Raw genomic sequence first — 22,379 nt, 5'->3', positions numbered from 1 at the left:
ACCGCGATGCGCAAGGGCAGCACGCCAACGGTTGCGAAGCCAGGCGATCGGCAAATTCATACAAGTTTGCGGTAAAGACACTTATTGGTCCTGGTGTCGCTGAGGTCTACCCCTAAAGTCCGGGACATGCGTGCTCTTTCCCGGGCCTTTCCCGATGACCACCCCGGTGGCCGCGACCTGAGACGTGGCGCGAGCCGCGGCGGCCGTGTGATCGCCGCGCTCGCCGCCGCCGGTCTCCTGGCCGCCGGGGTCGCGGTCGCGTCGCCGGCGCCCGCGTCCGCCGAGCCGGGCGCCGTGGTGATCAGCCAGGTGTACGGGGGCGGCGGCAACTCCGGCGCCCCCTACACCAACGACTACGTCGAACTGTTCAACCGCGGCACCGCCACGATCTCGCTGGACGGCTGGTCCCTCCAGTACACGAGTGCCACCGGGACCGGACAGTTCGGCTCCCAGAAGCAGGACCTGTCGGGCTCGCTCGCCCCCGGCGGGTATCACCTGGTCCAGCTGTCCGCCGGATCGACGCCGAGCGGTGCGCTGCCCTCCGCCGACACCACCGGAACGCTCAGCCTGAGCGCCACGGCCGGCAAGGTCGCCCTGGTCCGCTCGGCCGCCGGCCTCGCCTGCAACGGAGGCTCCTCGCCCTGCGCACCGGAGCAGGCCGCGCAGATCGCCGACCTCGTCGGGTACGGCACGGCCAACTACTTCGAGGGCACGGCGGCGGCCCCGGGCCTGAGCAACTCCACCGCCGCGGTGCGCGCCGGCGGCGGCTGCGCGGACACCGACGACAACGCCGCGGACTTCGCCGCGGGCACGCCCGCGCCGCGCAACGCCGCGACGCCCCCGGCTCCCTGCGGAGCCGTCTCCCCGTCCCCGTCCGCTTCGCCGTCCGCCTCGCCGACCCCGTCGCCCTCACCCACGCCCACCGGCGACCCGTGCGAGGTGCCGGCGAACCGGCAGATCGCCGAGGTCCAGGGCAGCGGCGACACCTCCCCGCTCGCCGGGCAGACCGTCCGGGCCGAGGGCGTGGTGACCGGCGACTTCCAGGCCGCGAACCAGCTCAGCGGGTTCTACTTCCAGGACCCGACGCCCGACGCCGACCCGGCCACATCCGACGGCCTGTTCGCGTTCGCCCGGGCGACCCTGAAGGACGTCAAGGTCGGTGACCGCGTGCTCGTCACCGGCCGGGTCACCGAGTTCAACGGGCTCACCGAGCTGTCCCCCGTCACGGCCGTGGACGTCTGCGGCACCGGGACGATCACGCCGAAGGCCTACGACCTGCCGCGCGCCGACGGCGCCGCCTTCGAGCCGTACGAGAACGTGCTCGTGACCTTCCCCGAGCCGCTGACCGTGACCGACCACTACAACCTCGGCCGATACGGCGAGGTGACGGTCTCCGCCGGCGGCAGGCTCTTCCAGCCGACGGACCGGCCCGGCGTGGACCCCGCGCTCGACGCCCGCAGGTCGCTGCTGATCGACGACGGCTCCAGCACCGAGAACCCCGCCGCCATCCCGTACACGACGCCGCGGGCCGTCCGGCTGGGCGACACCGCCGTGGGCATGACCGGCGTGCTGACCTACGGCTTCGGGGACTACCTGCTGGAGCCCACCGAGCAGATCACCTTCCTGCCCGCCAACCCGCGGCTGCCCGCCCCCTCTCCGGTGGGCGGCAACGTTCGCGTCGCCAGTCTCAACACGCTCAACTGGTTCACGACGCTCGGATCGCGCGGCGCGAACACCGCCGAGGAGCAGCAGCGGCAGCTCAAGAAGATCGTCGCCACGCTCAAGGGTCTCAACGCCGACGTCGTCGGGCTCATGGAGGTCGAGAACAACGGGCAGACCGCGCTCAACGCGCTGGTCGACGCCCTGAACGCCGAGGTGGGCGCGGGCACGTACGCCGCCCTGACCCACCCCTTCCCGGGCACCGACGCCATCCACGTCGCCGCGATCTACAAGCCGGCGAAGCTGAGCCTCGTCGGGCAGACGCGCTCCTCGACCGATCCGGTCTTCCGGCGGCCGCCGCTGATCCAGACCTTCCGCCGGGCGGGCGGCGGTCAGCCGTTCACGCTGCTCGTCAACCACTTCAAGTCCAAGGGCTGTGACGAGGAGGCCGACGGCGGCGACACCGACCAGGGCGACGGGCAGAGCTGCTACAACGCCGAGCGCGTACGGCAGGCCAAGGCCGTGCTCGGTCTCATCGACTCGATGGACCTGCCGAACCCGCTGGTGATCGGGGACCTCAACGCGTACGGCGAGGAGGACCCGATCCACACCCTGGAGACGGGCGGCCTGACCAGCCTGTCCAAGCGGTTCGTCCCCGCGGCGCAGCGCTACAGCTACCTGTTCGACGGGCTGTCGGGCGAGCTGGACCACGCGATGGCCGGCAAGCAGCTGGTCAAGCGGGTGAGCGGGGCGACCATCTGGCATGTCAACGCCGACGAGCCGCGCATCCTCGACTACAACCTGGAGTTCAACCCGCCGAGCCTCTACCGGCCGGACGCGTTCCGCTCCTCCGACCACGACCCGCTGCTGATCGGGCTGAACCTGCCCGGCGGCAAGGGCTGACGACCCGCACGGTAAGGGGCCCCCGGCGACGGGGGCCCCTTACTGTCGCGCGCTCCTATTTCGCGTCGGGATCGACGAAGTCCCGTTTGGTCGCCGGCGGCTCGCCCGGCTTGCCGCCGAGCCGCGGATACCGCAGGTCGAAGGCGGGCCGCTCGGAGCGGATCGGCGGGATCGACACGAAGTTGTGGCGCGGCGGCGGGCAGGACGTCGTCCACTCCAGCGAGTTGGCATGCCCCCACGGGTCGTTGACCGTCACCTTGTCCCCGTGGCGCACGGTCCACCAGAGGTTGTAGATGAACGGCAGGGTGGACAGCCCGAGCAGGAACGCCCCGAGGCTCGACACCTGGTGCATCCAGGTGAAGCCGTCGGCGGACGCGTAGTCGCCGTACCGCCGCGGCATGCCCTGCACGCCGAGCCAGTGCTGGATGAGGAACGTCATGTGGAACCCGATGAACAGCATCCAGAAGTGGATCTTCCCGAGCGGCTCGTTCAGCATCCGGCCGGTCAGCTTCGGCCACCAGAAGTAGAAGCCGGAGAACATCGCGAACACCACCGTGCCGAACACCACGTAGTGGAAGTGGGCGACCACGAAGTAGGTGTCGGTCACGTGGAAGTCCAGCGGCGGCGACCCGAGGATCACCCCGGTCAGACCGCCGAACAGGAACGTCACGAGGAAGCCCACGGCCCACAGCATCGGCGTCTCGAAGGTGAGACTGCCCCGCCACATCGTGCCGGTCCAGTTGAAGAACTTCACCCCCGTGGGCACGGCGATCAGGAACGTCATCAGCGAGAAGAACGGCAGCAGCACCCGGCCGGTGGCGAACATATGGTGCGCCCACACGGTGACCGACAGCGCCGTGATCGCGATCGTCGCGCCGATCATCCCGACGTACCCGAACAGCGGCTTGCGGCTGAAGACCGGGATCACCTCGGTGATGATGCCGAAGAACGGCAGCGCGATGATGTAGACCTCCGGATGGCCGAAGAACCAGAACAGGTGCTGCCACAGGAGCGGACCGCCGGTCTGCGGGTCGTAGATGTGCGCGCCGACCTTCCGGTCGAGTTCCAGCGCCAGCAGCGCGGCGGCGAGCACCGGGAAGGCCAGCAGCACGAGGATCGAGGTGAAGAACACGTTCCAAGTGAAGATCGGCATCCGGAACATCGTCATTCCCGGGGCGCGCATGCACATGATCGTCGTGATGAAGTTGACCGAGCCGAGGATCGTCCCGACACCGGACAGCGCCAGGCCCATCACCCACAGGTCCCCGCCGAGCTGCGGGGTGAAGGCCGCGCGCGCCAGCGGCGTGTAGGACGTCCAGCCGAACGTCGGCGCCCCGCCGGTCAGCATCGATCCGAGGACCATCAGGCCGCCGAAGAGGAACAGCCAGTAGCTCGCCATGTTCAGCCTCGGGAACGCCACGTCCGGAGCGCCGATCTGCAGCGGCATGATCGCGTTGGCGAACCCCGCGAACAACGGCGTCGCGAAGAACAGCAGCATGATGGTGCCGTGCAGCGTGAACAGCTGGTTGTACTGCTGCAACGTGACGAACTGCATGCCGGGATCGAAGAGCTCCGCCCTGATGACCATGGCCTGCAGGCCGCCGATCAGGAAGAACAGGAACGTGGTGATCAGATAGAGGTTGCCGATCACCTTGTGATCCGTGCTCGACAACCATGAGGCGATCCGGGCGCCGGTGCCCCTCTGGGCCGTCAGGTCGCTCGGCCGTGCGGCATGAGTCGTCATCCGGGTGCTCCTTCTACGTCAAGGAGGTCTCCTGCCCAATCACACGAGGCTCATCGGGAAATGGAATGCTGGGATTGTCCGGCTGGTTATGCCCGCTGAAGACCGAGCGAAAGGAGTCGCCCGTGGCGACCATCGAGGTAACCGAGAAGAACTTCAACGACATCGCCGACAACGGCATCGTACTGCTCGATTTCTGGGCATCCTGGTGTGGCCCCTGCCGCTCCTTCGCACCGATCTTCGAAAAGGCGTCCGAGGAGCACGAGGACATCACGTTCGGCAAGATCGACACTGAGGCGCAGCCGGCCCTGTCTGAGGGCTTCGAGATCACCGCGATTCCTACGATCATGGCGATCCGTGACGGCATCGTGGTGTTCGCCCAGCCGGGCGCCCTTCCCGAGCCGGCGCTCACGGACCTGATCCGGCAGCTGCGCGCGCTCGACATGGACGCCATCCGCGCCCAGATCGAGGCGGAGGCCAAGAGCTCCTGACGCCCCGGGGCGTCCGGGAAACGGAAACCGCCGTCACCCCGTCCGAGTGATCGGAGGGCGACGGCGGATTCAGACGAACGGCGACGGGCGGTTCGGGCCCGGCCCGGGTCAGCTCGACCGGTAGAGCTCCGCGACGCGGAAGGCGAGGTCGAGCGACTGACCGCGGTTGAGACGGGGGTCGCACGCCGTCTCGTACCGCAGCGCCAGGTCCTCCTCGACGATCGCGTGCCCGCCGCCCACGCACTCGGTCACGTCGTCGCCGGTGAACTCGATGTGGATGCCGCCGGGGTGGGTGCCGAGCGCGTGGTGCACCTCGAAGAAGCCCGCGACCTCGTCGAGCACGTCGTCGAGGCGGCGCGTCTTGTGGCCGCTCGGCGCCTCGAAGGTGTTGCCGTGCATCGGGTCGCACACCCAGGCCACGGTGGCGCCGCTCGCGTTGACCTTCTCCACCAGCGTCGGCAGCGCGTCGCGGACCTTGCCCGCGCCCATGCGGGCGATGAAGGTGAGCCGTCCGGGCTCGTTGTCCGGGTTGAGCTTGTCGATCAGCGCGATGGCCTCTTCGGGCGTGGTGGTCGGGCCGAGCTTCACGCCGATCGGGTTGCGGATGCGGCTGAAGAACTCGACGTGCGCCCCGTCGAGCTGCCGGGTGCGCTCGCCGATCCACACCATGTGCGCCGACACGTCGTACGGCAGGCCGGTACGCGAGTCGATCCGGGTGAGTGCCCGGTCGTAGTCGAGGATCAGGGCCTCGTGGGAGGAGTAGAACTCCACGGTGTGGAACTCCTCGGGGTCGGCCCCGCAGGCCCGCATGAACGAGAGCGCCTGGTCGATCTCCCGCGCGAGCTGCTCGTACCGGCGCCCCGCCGGGGACTCCGCGACGAAGTCCTGGTTCCACGCGTGGACCTGGCGCAGGTCGGCGTAGCCGCCCTTGGTGAAGGCCCGCGCGAGGTTCAGCGTGACGGCGGAGGAGTGGTAGGCGCGCAGCAGCCGGTTCGGGTCGGGGCGGCGGGTCTCGGCGGTGAAGTCGAAGCCGTTGACCATGTCGCCCCGGTAGGCCGGGAGCTCGACGCCGTCGCGGGTCTCCGTGGGCTTGGACCGCGGCTTGGCGAACTGCCCGGCGAGCCTGCCGATCTTCACGACCGGCACGCGGCCGGCGTAGGTCAGCACGATCGCCATCTGCAGCAGCGTCTTGAGCTTGTTGCGCACGTTCTCGGCCGTCGCGCCCGCGAAGGTCTCGGCGCAGTCGCCGCCCTGCAGGACGAACGCCTCCCCGCGCGCCACGGCGGCCATGCGGTCCTTGAGCTGGTCGCACTCACCGGCGAACACCAGTGGGGGCACGGACGCCAGCTCCGCGACGACCTTGTCCAGCTCGCCGCGGTCGGGCCAGTCCGGCTGCTGTGCCGCGGGCAGGTCGCGCCAGGTGTCCAGGGCACCCGAGGTGTCCGGGCCGCTCACGGGGTCGAGGTTCGTTGCGCTCACGGGTACCAAGGTTATTGCACCGCGTCCCGTGTGGTCCCCTTCCTGTCCATTTGCTGAGATCTTTTTTCTCGCAGCGGAAGACGTACGTGCTCGGGCAGCACGCCGAGCCCGAGGAACCGGGCCACCAGCGACCGCACCACCGGCACACGGGTGAGGGCGGGGATCCGCGCCACGGGACCGGCGAGCGCCGGCCGGATGAGGCGTTCCTGCACCACCCGCTGCGCGGTCTGCACGACGGCCGTGGGGACCTTCCTGCGGCGCCCCACTCTGGCGAGCGCCGCGGTGGGGGCCCGGCCGCGCAGCAGGGCCGGCCCGACGATGTTGGCGGTCGCGACCGCGTCCTGCACCGCGAGGTTGATCCCGACGCCGAAGACCGGCGACATCGCGTGGGCCGCGTCGCCGATCAGCAGCAGCCCGGGCAGGTGCCAGCGCGTGAGCCGGTTCAGCTCCACGCTGAGCATGCCGGCCTCGTCGAAGCGGCGCAGCCCGCCGGTCCTGCCGGCGAGGAAGGGCAGCAGCCGTTCCACCTCGCGGCGCAGCGCGTCGACGCCCTGCGCCTCGAGCGCGGCGAAGCCGCCCTTCGGGATGAGGTAGGCGAGCTGCCAGTACGTGTCCCTGTTGATGGCGACCATGAGCCGGCCGGTCGACGCCCGCAGGAACGGCTGCTCGGGATCGCCCTCCGCCCGTGGCAGCCGGAACCAGAGGACGTCCATCGGCGCGCCGAACCGTTTCGGCGTCAGTCCGGCCGCCCGCCGGACGTCGGAGTGCCGGCCGTCGGCGGCGACCGTGAGCACGGCCCGGATCTCGTGCTCCTCGCCCCGCTCGTCGCGGTAGCGCACCCCGCGGATCGCGCCGTCGCGCCGGATGAGATCGACGACTGTGGCGTTCATCACGAGGTGGAAGCGGGGATACGCGCTCGCCTCGCGGGTGAGGAGGTCGAGGAAGTCCCACTGTGGGACGAAGGCGATGTACTGGTACTTCCCCGGCACGCGTCGCAGGTCGGCGATGGGCACCTCGCCGTCGTCGGTCAGCACGGACATCAGGTACGCCTTGTGGTGCGGCAGCCGGTGGAACGCCTCGGACAGGCCGATCTCGTCCAGGACCTGGAGGGTCGAGGGATGGATGGTGTCACCGCGGAAGTCGCGCAGGAAGTCCCCGTGCTTCTCCAGCAGAGTGACGTCGACGCCCGCGCGGGCCAGAAGCAGCGCGAGCATGGCCCCCGCGGGCCCACCGCCCGCGATCACACATGTCGTCTCCATAATTCATCACCCGCTGAAATCATCTCACGCGGGGGGCCGGGCCACCAGATGTGGGCCTACCGGAGCGCGCGCGGGACCGCTATTTTGTGATCAATGGTGTCGGCCTTCTGGAGTCCGCTGTGAGTGCTCGTGTCAGTCGTCTGCCCCGCGTCGCGGCCGGGGCGCTGGTCCTGTCCCTTATGGCGTCGCTGACCGTGGGAGCGCCCGCCGCCCTCGCCGCGACCGGCGACTCCGAGCCGCACACCGGCAACGGGTGCGGCTCGCAGTCCCTCACGCTGGAGGCGTGACCTCAGACGTGCGCGTGGCTGCGGGACCCCGCGCGCAGCACCTCCAGGCAGGCGACCAGTGACCGCGTGGTGATGTCCCTGGTGCGGGCGTAGGCCTCCTCCGGATACTGCCGCGGGCCGTCCTCCACCAGCATGATCAGGTAGAGGTAGACCCGATAGAGGGCGATCCGGACGCGGGCCGCCTGGTCCAGCCTCACCGGGCCGGCCTCCTGCCGGTAACCCGCGAGCATCGGGTCGTCCTCGCGCAGCTCGTCGAAGATGGTGGGGGTGACGAAGTCGGCGAGCGGGTCGCCCCAGAACGCCCTCTCGTGGTCGATGAGCGCCTGGACGCGCCTGTCGCCGTCCAGGAACACGTTGCCCGGCCATATGTCGAAGTGCACCAGTGACGGGGTGGTGACCTGGTCGAGGACGTGCGCGTTCATGTGGACGAGCCCGACGATCTCCAGGATCGTCGCGGGGAGCGGGGTGTTGAAGTGGACCGCGTCGTCCAGCAGGGCCCCGATCATGACGAGGAACGCCTCCCGCCACGTCCTGCCGGTCAGCCCGGCGTACGGGTAGCCGAAGACGCCCGTGCCCGGGATCGTGTGCAGGCGGGCGAGGTGGCGGCCCAGCTCGAACCGCAGCGCGCTCTCCTCCGCGGGGCTCAGCGACGTCCGGTTCCACGGCACCCCGTCGAGCGCGGACAGGATCAGGAGGTCGCCGCCCAGCAGCGGGTCGTCGAACGACGCCTTGAGCAGGGTGGGCATCGGCAGCCCCGCGGGCTGGGCGAGCTGGTAGACCATGGCCTCGGTGCGCAGCAGGTGGCGCTCGTAGGCCAGCAGCCGCAGGTCGGGCGGCGGCCCGAGCTTGAGCACCACCTGACGTCCGTCATCCAGGCCGAGCCGCCAGACGGAGTTGGCGAAGCCGTCGGTGAGCTCCTCCGAGGAGATCACCCCGCAGCCCAGCGCCTCGCGGGTGACCTCGTCGAGCTGGGCGGGGGACAACCGCCTCTTCGTCTTGCTGTCCATTCACCCTTCCAATGACGCAGTGGTGACCGCGATGGTCCACGTGGCCTCGTGCTTGTCCCCCGGCTGCAAAACGATCAGATCGGTGCCCGAGTTGAACGCGTCGGGCGGGCACGTCATCGGCTCCACGGCCAGCCCCCGGTGGCCGAGCCCCGTGCCGGTGCAGATCTGGACCCACGGCATCACCGCCGGGTCCCAGGTGAGCTCCACCCCGCCCTCGGGCCCGAGCACGCGCACGCGCCCCTCCGTCACGCCGGCGAAGGCGTGGTCGACCGCGGTGTCCCCGATCACACGCGGCGTCGTGAAGTCGTACGGCGACCCCGCGACCTCCACCAGGTCGGTGGGGGCGAGCAGGTCGTCGGTGAGCAGCACCCGCCCGGCCGGCAGGCTGAGCGTGTAGGCGGTGACGTCGGGCCCGGCCAGCAGCCACGGGTGCGGCCCGCAGCCGTACGGGGCCGCCGTCTCGCCCACGTTCTGCGCCGTCAGCGTGGTCGACAGGCCCTCCTCGGACACCGCGTGCCGCACCTCGAGGGCGATCCTGTGCGGGTAGCCCTCGGTGGGCTCCACGACGTGCGTCAGCCGTACGTGGCCGTGGTGGTCCTCGACGGACAGCAGCTCCGCGCACTTCCAGTCGAGCTCGGCGACGAGGCCGTGCAGGGAGTGGCCGCGGTCGGGCTCGTTCACCGGCAGGTGGCGGCGCTGGCCCTCGAAGACGTACGTGCCGCCGACCACGCGGTTCGGCCACGGGGCCAGGACGGTGCCGCTGAAGTAGGGGACCGGCCCGCCTTCCGGCCAGCTCGCCACCAGATCGCGGCCCTCGTGGGTCAGCGCCCGGAGCGCGCCGCCCCGCTCGCTGACCGTGGCCTGGTATGCGCCGCCGGCAATCGTGTAATCGGGCACGGGGGAGTCCTCTCGCTGACGCGACGTCAAGAAGCGGGTCATCTGACGGTATGCAGGGACTTTATCCCAGCTCATCGCCCTTGATCCAAGGGGGGTCGGAGCAGAGTGGGAGCGCTCCCACTGCGAGCAAAGTTAAGCCTTTTCGGCTGACGCGTCAACTTATTCGCGGGATTATCGCGTAGATCGGTCTAACGGCACTGATTTGCCGCAAACCTGTTCTCGTATGCACGTGCATGGGCAGCCGCCCACCATTGCGCGCTGAAAGTTTCAGCGGTTATGGGCAGCCGTGCGTCGCACCGCCGCGCGCCGAGGACGCGGGCACGCGAATAGGCGCGGGCGGGTGAGAACCGCGCCCCGGGAACGGCGGCGGAAAGCCACCGGCCCGGTTCGCGGCCATCGGGCCCTGTTCATCGGGCCCTTTTTCCTCAGGGCTCGTCCTCGGGCCCTGCGGGCCCGCAGGGGTCTCAGCGCAGCTCGCCGCTCTTCGCGACGTCGCGATACCACAACGCGCTGTCCTTGGGGGTGCGCTGCTGCGTCGCGTAGTCCACGTACACGATGCCGAACCGCTGGCTGTACCCCTCGGCCCACTCGAAGTTGTCGAGCAGCGACCACACGTGGTAGGCCTCGACCTGCGCACCGGCCTCCATGGCGCGGTGCGTCGCGCTCAGGTGATCGCGCAGGTACGCGATCCGCCGCTGGTCGCGGACGCGGCCGTCGGCGTCGATCCCGTCCACGGTGGCCAGGCCGTTCTCGGTGATGATCATCGGCACGCCGGGGTAGTCCCGCTGCACTCGTACGAGGATGTCGTGGAGGCCCTCGGGGTAGATCTCCAGCCACTCGGCCTGGGCCCGCTCGTGCCGGAAGACCCGCTCGCCCTTGCCGTCGACGAAGACCGGTGTGTAGTACTGCACGCCGAGGACGTCGATGGGCTCGCTGATGACGCCGAGGTCGCCGTCGAGGATGTGGTCGGCCATCGGGCCGCGCTCGGAGATCCAGCGCAGCGTGTCCTCGGGGTAGCGGCCCTTGAAGACGGGGTCGAGGTAGAGCCGGTTCTCCAGCCCGTCCTGGTGGTGGGCCGCCTCGCGCGCCTCCGGCGTGTCGTCGGCCGGATAGGTGGGGTGCAGGTTGAGCGCCGGCCCGATGCGGCGTCCGGGGTGCCGCTCGTGCAGCACCCGGGAGGCGAGGCCGTGCGCGAGCAGCAGGTGGTGGCAGGCGACGAACGCGCGCGCGTCGTCCTTGAAGCCCGGCGCGTGGCTGCCGAAGCGGTATCCGCAGTCGACCACGGTCTTGGGCTCGTTGATCGTCAGCCAGTCCCTGATCTCCAGGGCGTCGTAGCAGATCTCGGCGTATTCGGCGAAGCGTTCGGCCGTGTCCCGGTTCTCCCAGCCCCCTCGGTCCTGCAGCTCCTGCGGCAGGTCCCAGTGGAAGAGCGTGGCCATCGGCCGGACGCCGCGTTCGGCCAGCCCGTCCACGAGCCGGCGGTAGAAGTCGAGGCCCTTCTGGTTGGGCTTGCCCGAGCCGGTCGGCTGGATCCGCGGCCAGGCGATGGAGAAGCGGTAGCTCGCCAGGCCCAGATCGGCGATCAGGTCCAGGTCCTCGTTGTAGCGGTGATAGTGGTCGGCGGCGTGCTCACCGCTGTCACCGTCGCGTACGTTGCCCGGAACCGCGCAGAACGTGTCCCACACCGAGGGCCCGCGACCGTCCTCCGTGGTCGCGCCCTCGATCTGGTACGCCGCGGTGGACGCGCCCCAGACGAAATCGGCCGGAAACCGTGCGGGTGAGTTCATGGCTTCATCCATTCTCGCTGAGGAAACGCGCGGGTGATTCGAGCGCCGTGCGGAGTTCGCCGAGGAACTCCGCGGCATCGCGGCCGTTGATGAAACGGTGGTCGTATGCGAGCCCTACTGTGGCGAACCTGCGTACGGCGAAGCCCGAGCCGTCTTGCACGACCTCCGGACGCGGCGCGGTCAGCGACAGCGCGCACGTCTGGCCGGGGAAGACGATCGGGACGGCGAACACGATGCCGTCGTTCGTGTGCAGGGTGAGCGTGATGGCGCCCCCCTGGAGGTCGCGTTCCCGGAACGACCCGGTGAGCGCCGTCTTGCGGAAGCCGACCAGGTCGGCGGCGATCTCGGCGAGCGGCCGGTTGCCGGCGTCGCGGACGACCGGGATGAACAGCCCGCGGCCCACGTCGACCGTCACGCCCACGTCGGCGGTGGCGGCCCTTCTCGCCCGCGGGCCGGGGCCGGGCGCCGCGAAGAACATGGGGAAGCGGTCGAGCAGCCCGCCGGCCGCCTTCACCACCATCTCGGGCAGGCCGACCAGGGTGCGCAGCCGGCGGGTGAGGTCGCGGGCGAGCGACAGGACCTCGGTCACGTCGACGTTCATCGCCGTGAAGGCGGCCGGGATCTCGCGGAGGGACCGCTCGACGACCTCGGCCGTCCGCTGCTGCGCCCGCGACAGCGTGATCCACTGTGCGTCGTCGTCCCCCGCCGGGGCGTCGCCGGTGACGGCAGGGGAGACGGCGGGGGAGGGCTCCTGCCCGCCGAGCAGTTCCTCGACGTCGGTCCGCCTGATCACCTTGCGGCCGAGGGCGTGCACCCGCTCCATGGGGATGCCGTGCTCCTCGATCAGTTCCCGCGCGGGCGCCGTGACGATCACGCCGGAGGCGTCGCCGGGCGTCGCCGCGGTCCGCGCTCCGCCCGGGTTTCCGTGCGCGGCCTCCTGCGGGGCTTCCTGCACCGCTTCCCGCCCGGCCTCCTGCACGGTTTCCTGCGCCGCTTCCGGGGCGGCCTCGTCCGCGCTCCCGAGCAGGCGGGCGATCACCTGCCCCGGCTCGCACTCGGCCCCCTCGGCGAGCAGCCGCCGCAGGACGCCGTCGGTGGGGGCCTCGACCTCCTCGGTCGCCTTCGACGTCTCCAGCAGCGCGATCGGATCGCCGTCCCGCACCGCCTGCCCGTCCTCGGCCAGCCACTCGACCAGGACGTACGACGTGTCGTTGTTGTTGAGCTTGGGCACCCGGAAATCGGTCACGACAGCGCCTCCCTCACCGCGGCTCGGATGCTGTCGGCCTGCACGAGCACCTCACGTTCCAGATGGGGGGCGGCGGGGATCACCCCGTCCGAGGAGTTGATCAACGTGATCGGGCGGCGCAGGCGGTCCCACAGACGCGGATAGAGCGCCGTGGCCACCTCGGCCGCCCAGGTGCCGCCCTCGGTTCCGTCGTCCACGACGCAGACGTGCGGCGCGTCCTCCAGTCCCGGCAGAGGGGGCACGGGGTAGAGCTGGGCGGGCACCAGCAGCTCGCAGACCAGGTCGTCCTCCAGGAGCAGCGCCCGCATGGCGTCGAGCGTCCGGTGGACGAGCCCGCCATGGGTGACCAGCGTGCAGTCGGGGCGGCCCGCGCCGTCGAGGTACACCCGCGCCACGTCGTCCACCAGCTCGAACCGGAACAGGTCGTCGGTGCGGAACATCTGCCGCGTGTAGAGGACCTTGTCCTCGAAGAACAGGCAGGGCCGGCCGAGCCCGAACATCCGGGCGAACAGCTCGGCCGCGTCGTGGAACGGCGTCATCTCGAACAGGGACAGCCCGGGCACGCCGATGAAGTGCTTCTGCGGGTTCTGGCTGTGGGTCGGGCCGTAGCCGCGGTTGCCGCCCGTGGGGCAGCGCACCACGAGCGGCACCGGCACCGGCCTGCCGTACATCGAGGTGGACTTGGCGGCGAAGTTCGTGATCTGGTCGAACGCCAGCGCCACGAAGTCGGCGAACATGATCTCGACGATGGCCTTGTCGCCGGCCAGGGCCAGCCCGGCGCCGACCCCGGCGATCGCGCCCTCGCTCAGCGGCGTGGATCGCACGCGGGAGCCGAACCGGCCGGACAGTCCTCGGGTGATCTTGAACGCGCCGCCGTAGGGGTCGCCGACGTCCTCGCCGAGCAGGTGGACCGAGGGGTCGGACTCCATGAGATCGTGCAGCGCCTGGTTGAGGTGCTCGGAGACCCTGGTCACGCCGCTCCCCCCGGCCGGGAGAGGGGCCGGGCGGAGACCTCGGCGACCACCCGCTCGACGAGCTCTCGCTGCTCGCGGTCGATCCGGGCGAACCACTCGGGATCGAGCTCGGCGTGCCGGTCGTACCAGTCGGACTCCCGCACCCGGCGGATCTCCTCCGGCGGGCGGGTGTCGTCGCCCTTGCTGTGCGGTCCGAGGCGGTGCGTGGCGAACTCGACGACCAGCGGGGACGGCTCGGCCCGCACGGCGTCGACCAGCGGGGCGAGGGCCTGCCTGATCTCGCCGACGTCGGTGGACGTGACGTGGTGGTGGCGGACGCCGAAGGCCGCCGCCCGGGCGGCGATCGTGCCGGCCATCTGCGCGGACGTGGGGGTCGACTGGGCGATGCCGTTGTGCTCGACCACGACGAGCAGCGGCACCCGCCAGAGGGAGGCCATGTTCAGCGCTTCGTAGACGGCGCCCTCGCCCCAGGTGCCGTCTCCGATGTAGGCGCAGGCCAGCGCTCCCGTGCCGGCCAGTTTCAGGCCCACCCCGGTGGCCACGGGCAGGCTCTCGCCCTGCACGCCGGTGGACAGGAAACGCCGGTGGTAGATGTGCTGGCTGCCGCCCACGCCGCCGCACAGGGCGCCCTCCCGCCCCATGATCTCGGCGAGCAGTCCGTGCGGGTCGGGATGGCGGGCGAGGAAGTGGCCGTGCCCCCGGTGGTTGCTGAACACGAAGTCGTCGTCGCGGAGCAGGGCCGAGACCGCGACCGGAATGTACTCCTGCCCGAGGCAGGTATGGGTGGTGCCGCTCAGCACGCCCTGCTCGAACAGGCGGAGCAGGGCGCGTTCGAAGTGCCGGATGAGGAGGAGTGAGCGAAGATCCCCGTCGTTGAGGGCATGCCGCGGGCTCCGGGACGGTGCAGCGGTGGCGATCACAGGTGGTCCGCTCCTGGTGCGTCTCTGGTCGAGTGCGCGCTCGACGCCGGGACCCGCTGCCAGGGACAGGAGCACCCATTCTGGGAGCGCTCCCACGCAGGGTAGGTGCGGTTAGGGGCCCTGTCAATCCCCCGTAATAGGGCGAATTTAGGAGATTAAGACCTAATTGTCCGTGATCTGCAGCAATATCCTCACATACCCCGCCTTGGGGCTAATAACGGACAGAAACTTCCATGACACTTGACGAACGAAAGGCGCGATCCCTAGCCTCCACTGCCGTGGGAGCGTTCCCACTACCGCGTCCGAAATGGGGGTCACCGGCGCGAGCGGCAGTGGATTCCGCGCCAGGCACCAGGCAGGAAATTCACCGGCGGTGATTCCGCTGCCGGATCGTTGGTCGTCCGCGTCTTCGGATCGTACCGCCGGCGTACCGGGGCGCAGAGCGCACAGAGGAATGCCATGTTCTTAATGCAAGTTTCAACCGAGGTGCCGGCGTCGTGACCCGAACCGGCCTCTCACCGGCCAAGCAGGCGCTGCTGGCACAGCGGCTCAGGGCCGGGGCAGCCGCGAAGGTCACCGTGCCGCCGCGACCGGCCGGCACCCACCCGCCGCTTTCGCACGCGCAGGAGCGCCTGTGGTTCCTGGAGCAGTACGCCCCGGGCACCACCGCCTACACCGTCGCCTTCGCCGTCCGGCTGGACGGCGGTGAGATCGACGACGCGGCCCTGGAGCGCGCCCTCACCGAGGTGGCCCGCCGCCACGAGACCCTGCGCACCCGGTTCGTCACCACGGAGGACGGCACGCCGGAGATCGTGCTGGACGACGAGCCCGCGGTCGAGCTGCGGCTGTCGGACGACCCCGCCACCGTGCAGGAGAACGTGCAGGAGGAGCTGAACCGGCCGTTCGACCTCGCGACCGGCCCGCTGCTGCGGCTGCTCCTGGTCCGGCTCGCCGCCCGCGAGCACGTGCTGCTCCTGACCATGCACCACGCCGTCACCGACGGCTGGTCGTGCGACATCGTGATGGAGGAGCTGCTCGCCCTGCACGAGGCGTACCGGACCGGGACCGACCCCGATCTCGCCGCCCCGCCCGTGCAGTACGGCGACTACGCGCTGTGGGAACGCGGACGGACCCACGAGGACGACATCCGTTACTGGCGGGAGCGGCTGGCCGGGCTGCCGCCGATCGAACTGCCGACCGACCTGCCGCGCCCGCCGGAGCAGGGTTCGGCGGGCGCCGCCCACGGCGTCGTCGTGGACCGCGAGCTGGTGGACGCGCTCACGGCGCTGGGCGGCGCGAACGGCGCGACGCTGTACATGACCCTGCTCGCCGCCTACCAGGTGCTCCTCGCGCGGTACTCCGGCCAGGACGACTTCGCGGTGGGATCGCCCGTGTCGGGGCGCGACCTGCCGGAGCTGGAGCGGGTCGTCGGGCTCTTCATCAACTCGCTGCCGATGCGGGCCGACCTGTCCGGCGACCCGACGTTCACCGAGCTGCTCGGCCGGGTGCGCGAGACGGCGCTGGACGCCTACGCGCACCAGGAACTGCCCTTCGACCGCCTGGTCGGCGAGCTCGGCGTCGAGCGCGACGTGAGCAGGTCGCCGGTGTTCCAGGTGATGTTCGCGCTGCAGAACTACCGGTCGGCCCCGCTGCGCACCCAGGGGCTGACCATGTCGGCGTACCCGTTCGAGGTGACCGCCAGCCGGTTCGACCTCGCGCTCTATCTCATGGACCAGGGCGACGGCCTGCACGGCAACATCACCTACCGCACCGAGCTGTTCCGGCCGGCCACGATCGCGCGCCTGGCGGAGTGCTTCGAGAACCTGCTCAGGTCGATCGTCGCCGACCCCCACGCACGGGTGTCCGACCTGGAGCTGCTCCCGGCGGCCGAGCGCGACCGCGTGCTCGCATTCGCGGGAGCGGCTCCCGAGGCGGTGGCGCCTGCGGCGGACGCGTTCGGCGGGGCGACGACGCTCCACGAGTCGTTCGCCGCGCAGGCGGCCCGCACCCCGTCCGCGACCGCCGTCGCCTGCGGCGGCGACGCCCTCACGTACGCCGAGCTGGACGCCGCGGCCGACCGGCTCGCCCGGCGGCTGCGCGGGCTCGGCGTGCGGCGCGACGACCGCGTGGCGATCTGCCTGGAGCAGTCCACCGGGCTCGCGGTCGCGGTGCTCGGCGTGCTCAAGGCGGGCGCGGCCTACCTGCCGCTCGACCCGGAGCACCCGCGCGCCCGGCTCGAGTTCGTCCTGGCCGACGCCGCGGCGTCGATCGTCGTGACCAGCCCCGACCTGCGCGACCGGCTGCCCGATGGCGTCACCGCCGTGCACCTCGACGAGGAGGCGCCGGAGCCCGCCGACCACTGGGAGCCCACGGCTCCGGGCGACCTCGCGTACGTGATCTACACCTCCGGCACCACCGGGCGGCCCAAGGGCGTCGCCGTGCAGCACCACGAGGCCATGGTCTACCTCGCCGGGGTGCGCGAGCGGCTGGGCGTGGAGCCCGGCTCGTCCTTCGCCCTGCTCCAGTCCCTCGCCTTCGACTTCGGCGTCACGGTCTTCTACCTGTGCCTGATGACCGGCGGCACTCTGCACCTGGTGCCCTCGCGCACCGCCGGTCCCGAGCTGGCGGAGATCTTCCGGCGGACCGGGATCGACTACCTCAAGATCACGCCGTCCCATCTCGCCGCTCTGCTCGCCGACGCCGGGCCGGACGACCTGCTGCCCAGGAAGCTGCTGCTGCTGGGTGGCGAGGCGGCCCCACGCGGCTGGGCGGCCGAGCTCGCGGCGATGGGCCGCTGCCAGGTCGTCAACCACTACGGTCCGACCGAGGCCACCGTGGGCGTGACCACCTACGACGTCGCCCGGCTGCCCGCTCCCGACGGCCCGGCCGAGGCGGGCGTGAGCCTGCCGATCGGCTCGCCGCTGCCCGGGGCGCGGGCGTACGTGCTGGACGAGCGGTTGCGGCCGGTGCCCGCGGGAGTGCCCGGGGAGATCTACCTCGGCGGCGACCGGCTGGCCCGCGGCTACCTGAACCGGCCGGGCCTGACAGCCGACCGGTTCCTCCCCGACCCGTACGGCCCGCCCGGGTCGCGCATGTACCGCACCGGCGACCTCGGCCGGTGGTCCGGCTCCGGCGACCTGGAGTTCCTCGGCCGCCGCGACCTCCAGGTGAAGATCCGCGGCTACCGGGTCGAGCTCGGCGAGGTCGAGTCGGTGCTGGCCGACCATCCGGACGTCGCCCAGGCCGTGGTCGAGCCGCGTGGCGAGCAGCTCGTCGCCTACCTCGTCCCCGCTGTCCCCGCCGCCCCCGCCGTCCCGGCGGCCGGGAACGCGGAGAACGAAGTGGACGGCGCGCGGCCGGACACCGCGGCGGTGCGCGCGTGGCTGGCCGACCGGCTGCCCGCGTACATGATCCCCTCGCGGTACGCCTGGCTGGACGAACTGCCGCTCAAGTCGCACGGCAAGGTGGACCGCTCGCGGCTGCCCGAGCCGGAGGCCGACGTGGCGGCGGCCGAATACCTCCCCCCGGCGCCCGGCGCCGAGGAGGACGTGGCCCGCGTCTGGGCGGAGGTGCTGGACGTCGAGCGCGTGGGGGCGCTCGACGACTTCTTCGCCCTGGGCGGCCACTCGTTGCTGGCGATGCGGGTCATCGCCCGGCTGCGCAAGGCGCATCCGGACCGGCGGATCACGGTGCTCGACGTGTTCAAGCACCGCACCGTCCGCGAGCTGGCCCGGCTGCTCACGGCCGAGGGGGACGTGCCGCGTTCCCTGCTGCACCGGCTCACCCCCGCCCGGGCCGCCACCACCACCCTGGTGTGCGTGCCGTACGGCGGGGGCAGCGCGGTCGTCTACCAGCCGCTCGCGGACGCGCTGCCGGACGACTGGGCGCTCTACTCGGTCGCCGTGCCCGGTCACGAGCTGGGTGAGGAGGCCCGGCCGTTCGACGAGGTCGTGCTCGACTGCGTGGCCGAGATCTCCGAGATCATGGACAGGAACGGCGGCTCACTGGTGCTGTACGGCCACTGCGGCCTCGGCGTCATGCTCTCCGCCGAGATGGCCCGGAGGCTGGAGGCGGACGGCCGCACGGTGGACGCGCTGTATCTCGGCGGCGTGTTCCCCTTCGCCCGTCCGGGCCGCGGCCTCAACTGGCTCGGAGCCTTCTTCGACCGCCTCACCAGCGACCAGCAGCGGGTCAACGCCCTGACCGCGGCCGGGCTCGACGTCGACGACCTCGGCCGGGAGCAGGTCAAGCTGATCGTGCACAACCGCCGCGAGGGCACCCGCGCCGCCGAGCGGTACTTCACGCGGATCTTCGAGGCGGGCGGCGGCCCGGCGCTGCGCGCGCCGGTGATCTCCGTGGTCGGCGAGCGCGACCCGGCGGCCGAGTTCTACCAGGAACGTTACAAAGAGTGGCACTGCCTGTCAGACGAGACGGCGTGCGTCGTTCTCGACGAGGCCGGGCACTTCTTCCTGCGCTACCGCAACGAGGAGCTGGCCGAGATCGTCACCGGCACCCACGCCGCCCTCGCCTCCGGGCGTACGGAGGGGATGGAACGGGACGAGGGCCGCACCTGGTGGTTGCAGGGCGTGTCACGCCGGTCCGGAACCCCGGTGGTCGAGGGCGAGGTGGTCGAGGGCGAGGTGATCGAGAGCGAGGTCGAGAGCGGGGCGCAGGACGACCCGGGCGGCCCGGACGGTGCGGCAGACACGCGGGTGCGCGTCGGCCCGCCGCCCAGCATGCGGCGGTTCCTCCTCATCGCGGCCGGACAGCTCGTCTCCATCACCGGCTCCGCGCTGACCGAGTTCGCGATTCCGCTGTGGATCTATCTCACCACCGGTTCGCTCGCCCGGTTCGCGCTGTTCTCCGTGCTCGGCCTGCTGCCCGGCATGCTCGTCGCCCCGCTGGCCGGAGCCGTCGTCGACAGGTTCGACCGGCGCAAGGTCATGATCGCCGGGGACGCGGCCGCCGGCGGCACCCAGCTCGCGCTCGGCCTGCTGCTGTGGACCGGCAACCTGCAGACCTGGCACATCTATCCGCTGCTGGTCTGCCTGTCCGTCGCGCTCACCTTCCAACGGCTGGCGTACGGCTCGGCGATTCCGCAGCTCGTGCCGAAACGGTTCCTCGGGCACGCCAACGGCGTCGTCCAGATGGCCACCGGCACCGCGCAGCTCATCGTGCCGCTGATCGCGGTCGGGCTGATGGCGGCGATCGGGCTGGAGGGCATCCTCGTCATCGACGTGGCCAGCTACGTCGTCGCCACGCTCACCGTCGTGCTGATCCGCTTCCCGGCGACGATGGCCTGGAAGCGGCGGGAGAGCGTGCTCTCCGAGATGATGGGCGGCATCCGCCACTCCTGGGGCAACCGGGGCTTCCGCGCGATGCTGTTCTACTTCGCGGTGCTGAACATCTTCCTGTCCCCGCTGTTCATGATGATCTCGCCGCTGGTGCTGTCGTTCGGGTCGCTGGCCGAGGTCGGCCGGGTGTCGTTCGCGGGCGGGCTCGGCGCCTTCCTCGGCGGCCTGGCCATGGCCGCGTGGGGCGGACCGCGCCGCAGGCGGCTGCTCGGCGTGCTGCTGTCGACGCTCGCCCTGTCGGTGTTCTGCCTGCTGACCGGGCTGCGCCCCGACCTGTTCCTCATCGGGGTCGGCGCGTTCGGCATGTCGCTGTGCCTCACCCTGCTGAACGGCGTCTACGCCACGATCATCCAGGTCAAGGTGCCGCAGCGGTTCCACGGCCGGGTCATCGCGCTGAACACGCTGGTCGCCTGGTCCACCCTGCCCATCGGGTTCGGCCTGGTCGCGCCGTACGGCGCGCAGGTCTTCGAGCCGCTGCTCGCCCCGGACGGGCCGCTCGCCGGCACGGCGGGCGTTGTGCTCGGCACCGGCGCCGGGCGCGGGATCGGCTTCATGTACGCCTGCTTCGGGGTGGCGATCGCGGTCATCGCGCTGGTCGCGCTGCGGATCCGGGTGCTGCGCCGGTTCGACACCGACGTGCCCGACGCCCTGCCGGACGACGTCGTCGGCTACCAGGCCCTGACCGAGCGCATCGCGGCCGCCCGCACGGACGCACAGGTGGGCACGGACGCACGGGCGGCCCGCGAACCCGAGAAGGAGCACGTATGACGGGGACGACGGGGACGATGAGGACGCGGGGAGCGCGGGGCGTGCCCGGTCTGACCGTGCCGGAGCTGCTGCGGCTGCGCGCGGGACAGGAACCGGACGGCGTCGCGATGATCGTGGAGGGGCACGGCACGCTCACCTTCGCCGAGTGGGACCGCAGGTCGGCGGCGCTCGCCGCCGGTCTGACGGACCGGGGAGTCGCCCCGGGCGAGCGGGTGGCGCTGCACTTCGGCAGCCGCGACTGGATCGACTTCGCCGTGGCGTTCTTCGGGGTGCTCAAGGCGGGCGCGGTGGCCGTGCCGATGTCGGACCGGCTGGCCCCCGCCGAGCTGCGCTACATGATCGGGCACTGCGCGGCGTCGGCGGTGCTGCTGGGCCGGGACCTCACGGCGCCGCCGGGGCCCGGGGAAGGCGCCGTGGAGCCGTGGACCGCGACCCCGGCGGAGCTGGAAGCCGGCTTCGGGCCGGAGACGGTGGGGGAGGGACCGCGGGTGCGGCCCGGCGACCTGGCGCAGATCCTCTACACCTCCGGCACGACCGGGCGGCCCAAGGGGGTCGGCGCGAGCCACGCCAACCTGGCCTACGGGTGCGTCACGCAGCCCAAGCACCGCAGGTTCGCCCACTCGCGCCACCTGCTGCACGCCTTCCCGATCGGCACCAACGCCGGCCAGACCATGCTGATCAACGCGCTGGACGCCCGGCCGACCGTGCTGACCCCGGCGAGGTTCACCCCGGGCCGGTTCGCCCGGCTGATCGAGACCTACCGCCCCGGCACGGTGTTCCTGGTGCCCTCGATGGCGATCGAGCTGCTCGACGCCGGGCTGCACGAGCGGCACGACATGTCCGGCGTGGTGCTGCTGGGGTCGGCGGCGGCCGCGCTTCCCCCCGCCCTGTCGGAACGTCTGTCGGCGGCCTTCCCGAACGCGACCGTGACGAACTACTACACGTCCACCGAGGCCGCCCCCGCTCAGACGATCATGATTTACGACCGGACGCGACCGGCCGCGCTGGGGCGGCCGGCGTTCGGCGGTTCGCTGCGCATCACCGACGAGGAGGGCGACCCGCTCCCGCCGGGGGAGACCGGCGAGGTGTGGATGCGCTCGCCCACCGCCACTCGGTCCTACTACGGCGACGCCGAGGCCAGCGCCCGGTCGTTCCGCGACGGCTGGGTGCGCATGGGCGACGTCGGATACGTGGACGCCGACGGCTACCTCTACCTCGTCGACCGGGAGAGCGACGTGGTCAAGACCGGCGCGTTCAAGGTGTCCACGCTCCAGGTGGAGGCCGCGCTGCACGAGCACCCGGGGATCGCCGAGGCGGCCGTGTTCGGGCTTCCGCATCCGGTGCTGGGCTCCGTGCTGGGGGCCGCGGTCGTGCCCAGATCGCCGCGGTCGCCGGGACAGCAGGAGGGCCGTGGGTTGTCCGAGAGCCCCGGGTTGTCGGAAAGCGAGGTGCGTGCCTTCCTGATGGACCGGCTGGCCTGGCACGAGCTGCCCGAACGGATCCTCGTGGTCGACAGCCTGCCCAGGAACCAGTCAGGCAAGGTCATCAAGAAGGAGCTGCCCGCGCTGCTGGGCGGCTCCGTGATCAGCACGACGGAAGGCAAGTGA

Annotated in this window: 14 protein-coding genes; 5 read left to right on the top strand and 9 right to left on the bottom strand. The window is 71.3% G+C overall.

Going from position 1 to position 22,379, the window contains the following annotated elements:
* The first annotated feature begins 126 nt into the window (after positions 1-126).
* Positions 127-2,562 (top strand): ExeM/NucH family extracellular endonuclease, encoded by a 2,436-nt coding sequence (locus ACGFIB_RS34655; RefSeq protein ID WP_393377571.1) that lies wholly within the window; start codon positions 127-129, stop codon positions 2,560-2,562.
* Positions 2,563-2,617: 55 nt separating this feature from the next.
* Here ACGFIB_RS34655 and ctaD read toward each other — a convergent pair whose 3' ends face one another.
* Positions 2,618-4,306: an aa3-type cytochrome oxidase subunit I gene (gene ctaD, locus ACGFIB_RS34650; RefSeq protein WP_393377569.1), complete on the bottom strand. Its 1,689-nt coding sequence runs from the start codon at positions 4,304-4,306 to the stop codon at positions 2,618-2,620.
* Between the two features lie 122 nt (positions 4,307-4,428).
* On the opposite strand from ctaD, the gene trxA reads away from it, so the two are divergent.
* Positions 4,429-4,794, top strand: a complete 366-nt coding sequence (gene trxA, locus ACGFIB_RS34645) for a thioredoxin (protein WP_142572720.1) — start codon at positions 4,429-4,431, stop codon at positions 4,792-4,794.
* Positions 4,795-4,902: 108 nt separating this feature from the next.
* Here trxA and ACGFIB_RS34640 read toward each other — a convergent pair whose 3' ends face one another.
* Complete coding sequence (locus ACGFIB_RS34640; protein ID WP_357247477.1) at positions 4,903-6,273, bottom strand: class II 3-deoxy-7-phosphoheptulonate synthase; 1,371 nt, start codon at positions 6,271-6,273, stop codon at positions 4,903-4,905.
* Positions 6,274-6,284: 11 nt separating this feature from the next.
* Positions 6,285-7,532 carry an FAD-dependent oxidoreductase gene (locus tag ACGFIB_RS34635; protein ID WP_393377566.1) on the bottom strand — a complete coding sequence of 416 codons (1,248 nt, stop codon included), beginning with the start codon at positions 7,530-7,532 and terminating at the stop codon, positions 6,285-6,287.
* 119 nt (positions 7,533-7,651) lie between these two features.
* Between ACGFIB_RS34635 and ACGFIB_RS34630 the strand changes: the two genes are divergently transcribed.
* Positions 7,652-7,819 (top strand): hypothetical protein, encoded by a 168-nt coding sequence (locus ACGFIB_RS34630; RefSeq protein ID WP_167748343.1) that lies wholly within the window; start codon positions 7,652-7,654, stop codon positions 7,817-7,819.
* Between the two features lie 2 nt (positions 7,820-7,821).
* Here the strand turns inward: ACGFIB_RS34630 and ACGFIB_RS34625 are convergent, their stop codons facing one another.
* The 6 genes from ACGFIB_RS34625 to ACGFIB_RS34600 form a co-directional block, all read right to left on the bottom strand.
* On the bottom strand, positions 7,822-8,826 hold the full coding sequence (locus ACGFIB_RS34625) for a phosphotransferase family protein (protein ID WP_393377564.1): 1,005 nt from the start codon (positions 8,824-8,826) through the stop codon (positions 7,822-7,824).
* Positions 8,827-9,723: an aldose 1-epimerase family protein gene (locus tag ACGFIB_RS34620; RefSeq protein ID WP_229689862.1), complete on the bottom strand. Its 897-nt coding sequence runs from the start codon at positions 9,721-9,723 to the stop codon at positions 8,827-8,829.
* Between the two features lie 464 nt (positions 9,724-10,187).
* On the bottom strand, positions 10,188-11,510 hold the full coding sequence (locus ACGFIB_RS34615) for a GH1 family beta-glucosidase (RefSeq protein ID WP_223853660.1): 1,323 nt from the start codon (positions 11,508-11,510) through the stop codon (positions 10,188-10,190).
* A 4-nt stretch (positions 11,511-11,514) separates the two neighbouring features.
* Positions 11,515-12,756, bottom strand: coding sequence for a 2-oxo acid dehydrogenase subunit E2 (locus ACGFIB_RS34610; RefSeq protein ID WP_393377562.1), 1,242 nt, complete (start codon positions 12,754-12,756; stop codon positions 11,515-11,517).
* Positions 12,753-13,730 carry an alpha-ketoacid dehydrogenase subunit beta gene (locus tag ACGFIB_RS34605; RefSeq protein WP_393377559.1) on the bottom strand — a complete coding sequence of 326 codons (978 nt, stop codon included), beginning with the start codon at positions 13,728-13,730 and terminating at the stop codon, positions 12,753-12,755. Before ACGFIB_RS34605 ends, ACGFIB_RS34610 begins: the two co-directional genes overlap by 4 nt.
* Positions 13,727-14,650, bottom strand: a complete 924-nt coding sequence (locus ACGFIB_RS34600) for a thiamine pyrophosphate-dependent dehydrogenase E1 component subunit alpha (protein WP_357247492.1) — start codon at positions 14,648-14,650, stop codon at positions 13,727-13,729. The genes ACGFIB_RS34605 and ACGFIB_RS34600 overlap by 4 nt, the downstream gene beginning before the upstream one ends.
* Positions 14,651-15,147: 497 nt before the next feature.
* Here ACGFIB_RS34600 and ACGFIB_RS34595 point away from each other — a divergent pair, with 497 nt between their 5' ends.
* Positions 15,148-20,772 (top strand): non-ribosomal peptide synthetase/MFS transporter, encoded by a 5,625-nt coding sequence (locus tag ACGFIB_RS34595; protein ID WP_393377556.1) that lies wholly within the window; start codon positions 15,148-15,150, stop codon positions 20,770-20,772.
* The gene (locus tag ACGFIB_RS34590) at positions 20,769-22,379 is read left to right on the top strand and encodes a class I adenylate-forming enzyme family protein (RefSeq protein ID WP_393377554.1); all 1,611 of its coding nucleotides are present in this window, start codon (positions 20,769-20,771) and stop codon (positions 22,377-22,379) included. Before ACGFIB_RS34595 ends, ACGFIB_RS34590 begins: the two co-directional genes overlap by 4 nt.

Origin of the sequence: Microbispora bryophytorum, from assembly GCF_043197435.1 — a bacterium.
In the GTDB taxonomy this organism is placed as follows: Bacteria; Actinomycetota; Actinomycetes; order Streptosporangiales; family Streptosporangiaceae; genus Microbispora; species Microbispora bryophytorum.
Note: the sequence above shows the minus strand (reverse complement) of the source record. Positions and strands in the feature narration are given on the sequence as shown.

Bases quoted from the DNA above. Each gene is read 5' to 3' on its own strand.
- ACGFIB_RS34655 (WP_393377571.1), top strand. From the start codon at position 127: ATGCGTGCTCTTTCCCGGGCCTTTCCCGATGACCACCCCGGTGGCCGC.
- ctaD (WP_393377569.1), bottom strand. From the start codon at position 4,306: ATGACGACTCATGCCGCACGGCCGAGCGACCTGACGGCCCAGAGGGGC.
- ACGFIB_RS34635 (WP_393377566.1), bottom strand. From the start codon at position 7,532: ATGGAGACGACATGTGTGATCGCGGGCGGTGGGCCCGCGGGGGCCATG.
- ACGFIB_RS34625 (WP_393377564.1), bottom strand. From the start codon at position 8,826: ATGGACAGCAAGACGAAGAGGCGGTTGTCCCCCGCCCAGCTCGACGAG.
- ACGFIB_RS34615 (WP_223853660.1), bottom strand. From the start codon at position 11,510: ATGAACTCACCCGCACGGTTTCCGGCCGATTTCGTCTGGGGCGCGTCC.
- ACGFIB_RS34590 (WP_393377554.1), top strand. From the start codon at position 20,769: ATGACGGGGACGACGGGGACGATGAGGACGCGGGGAGCGCGGGGCGTG.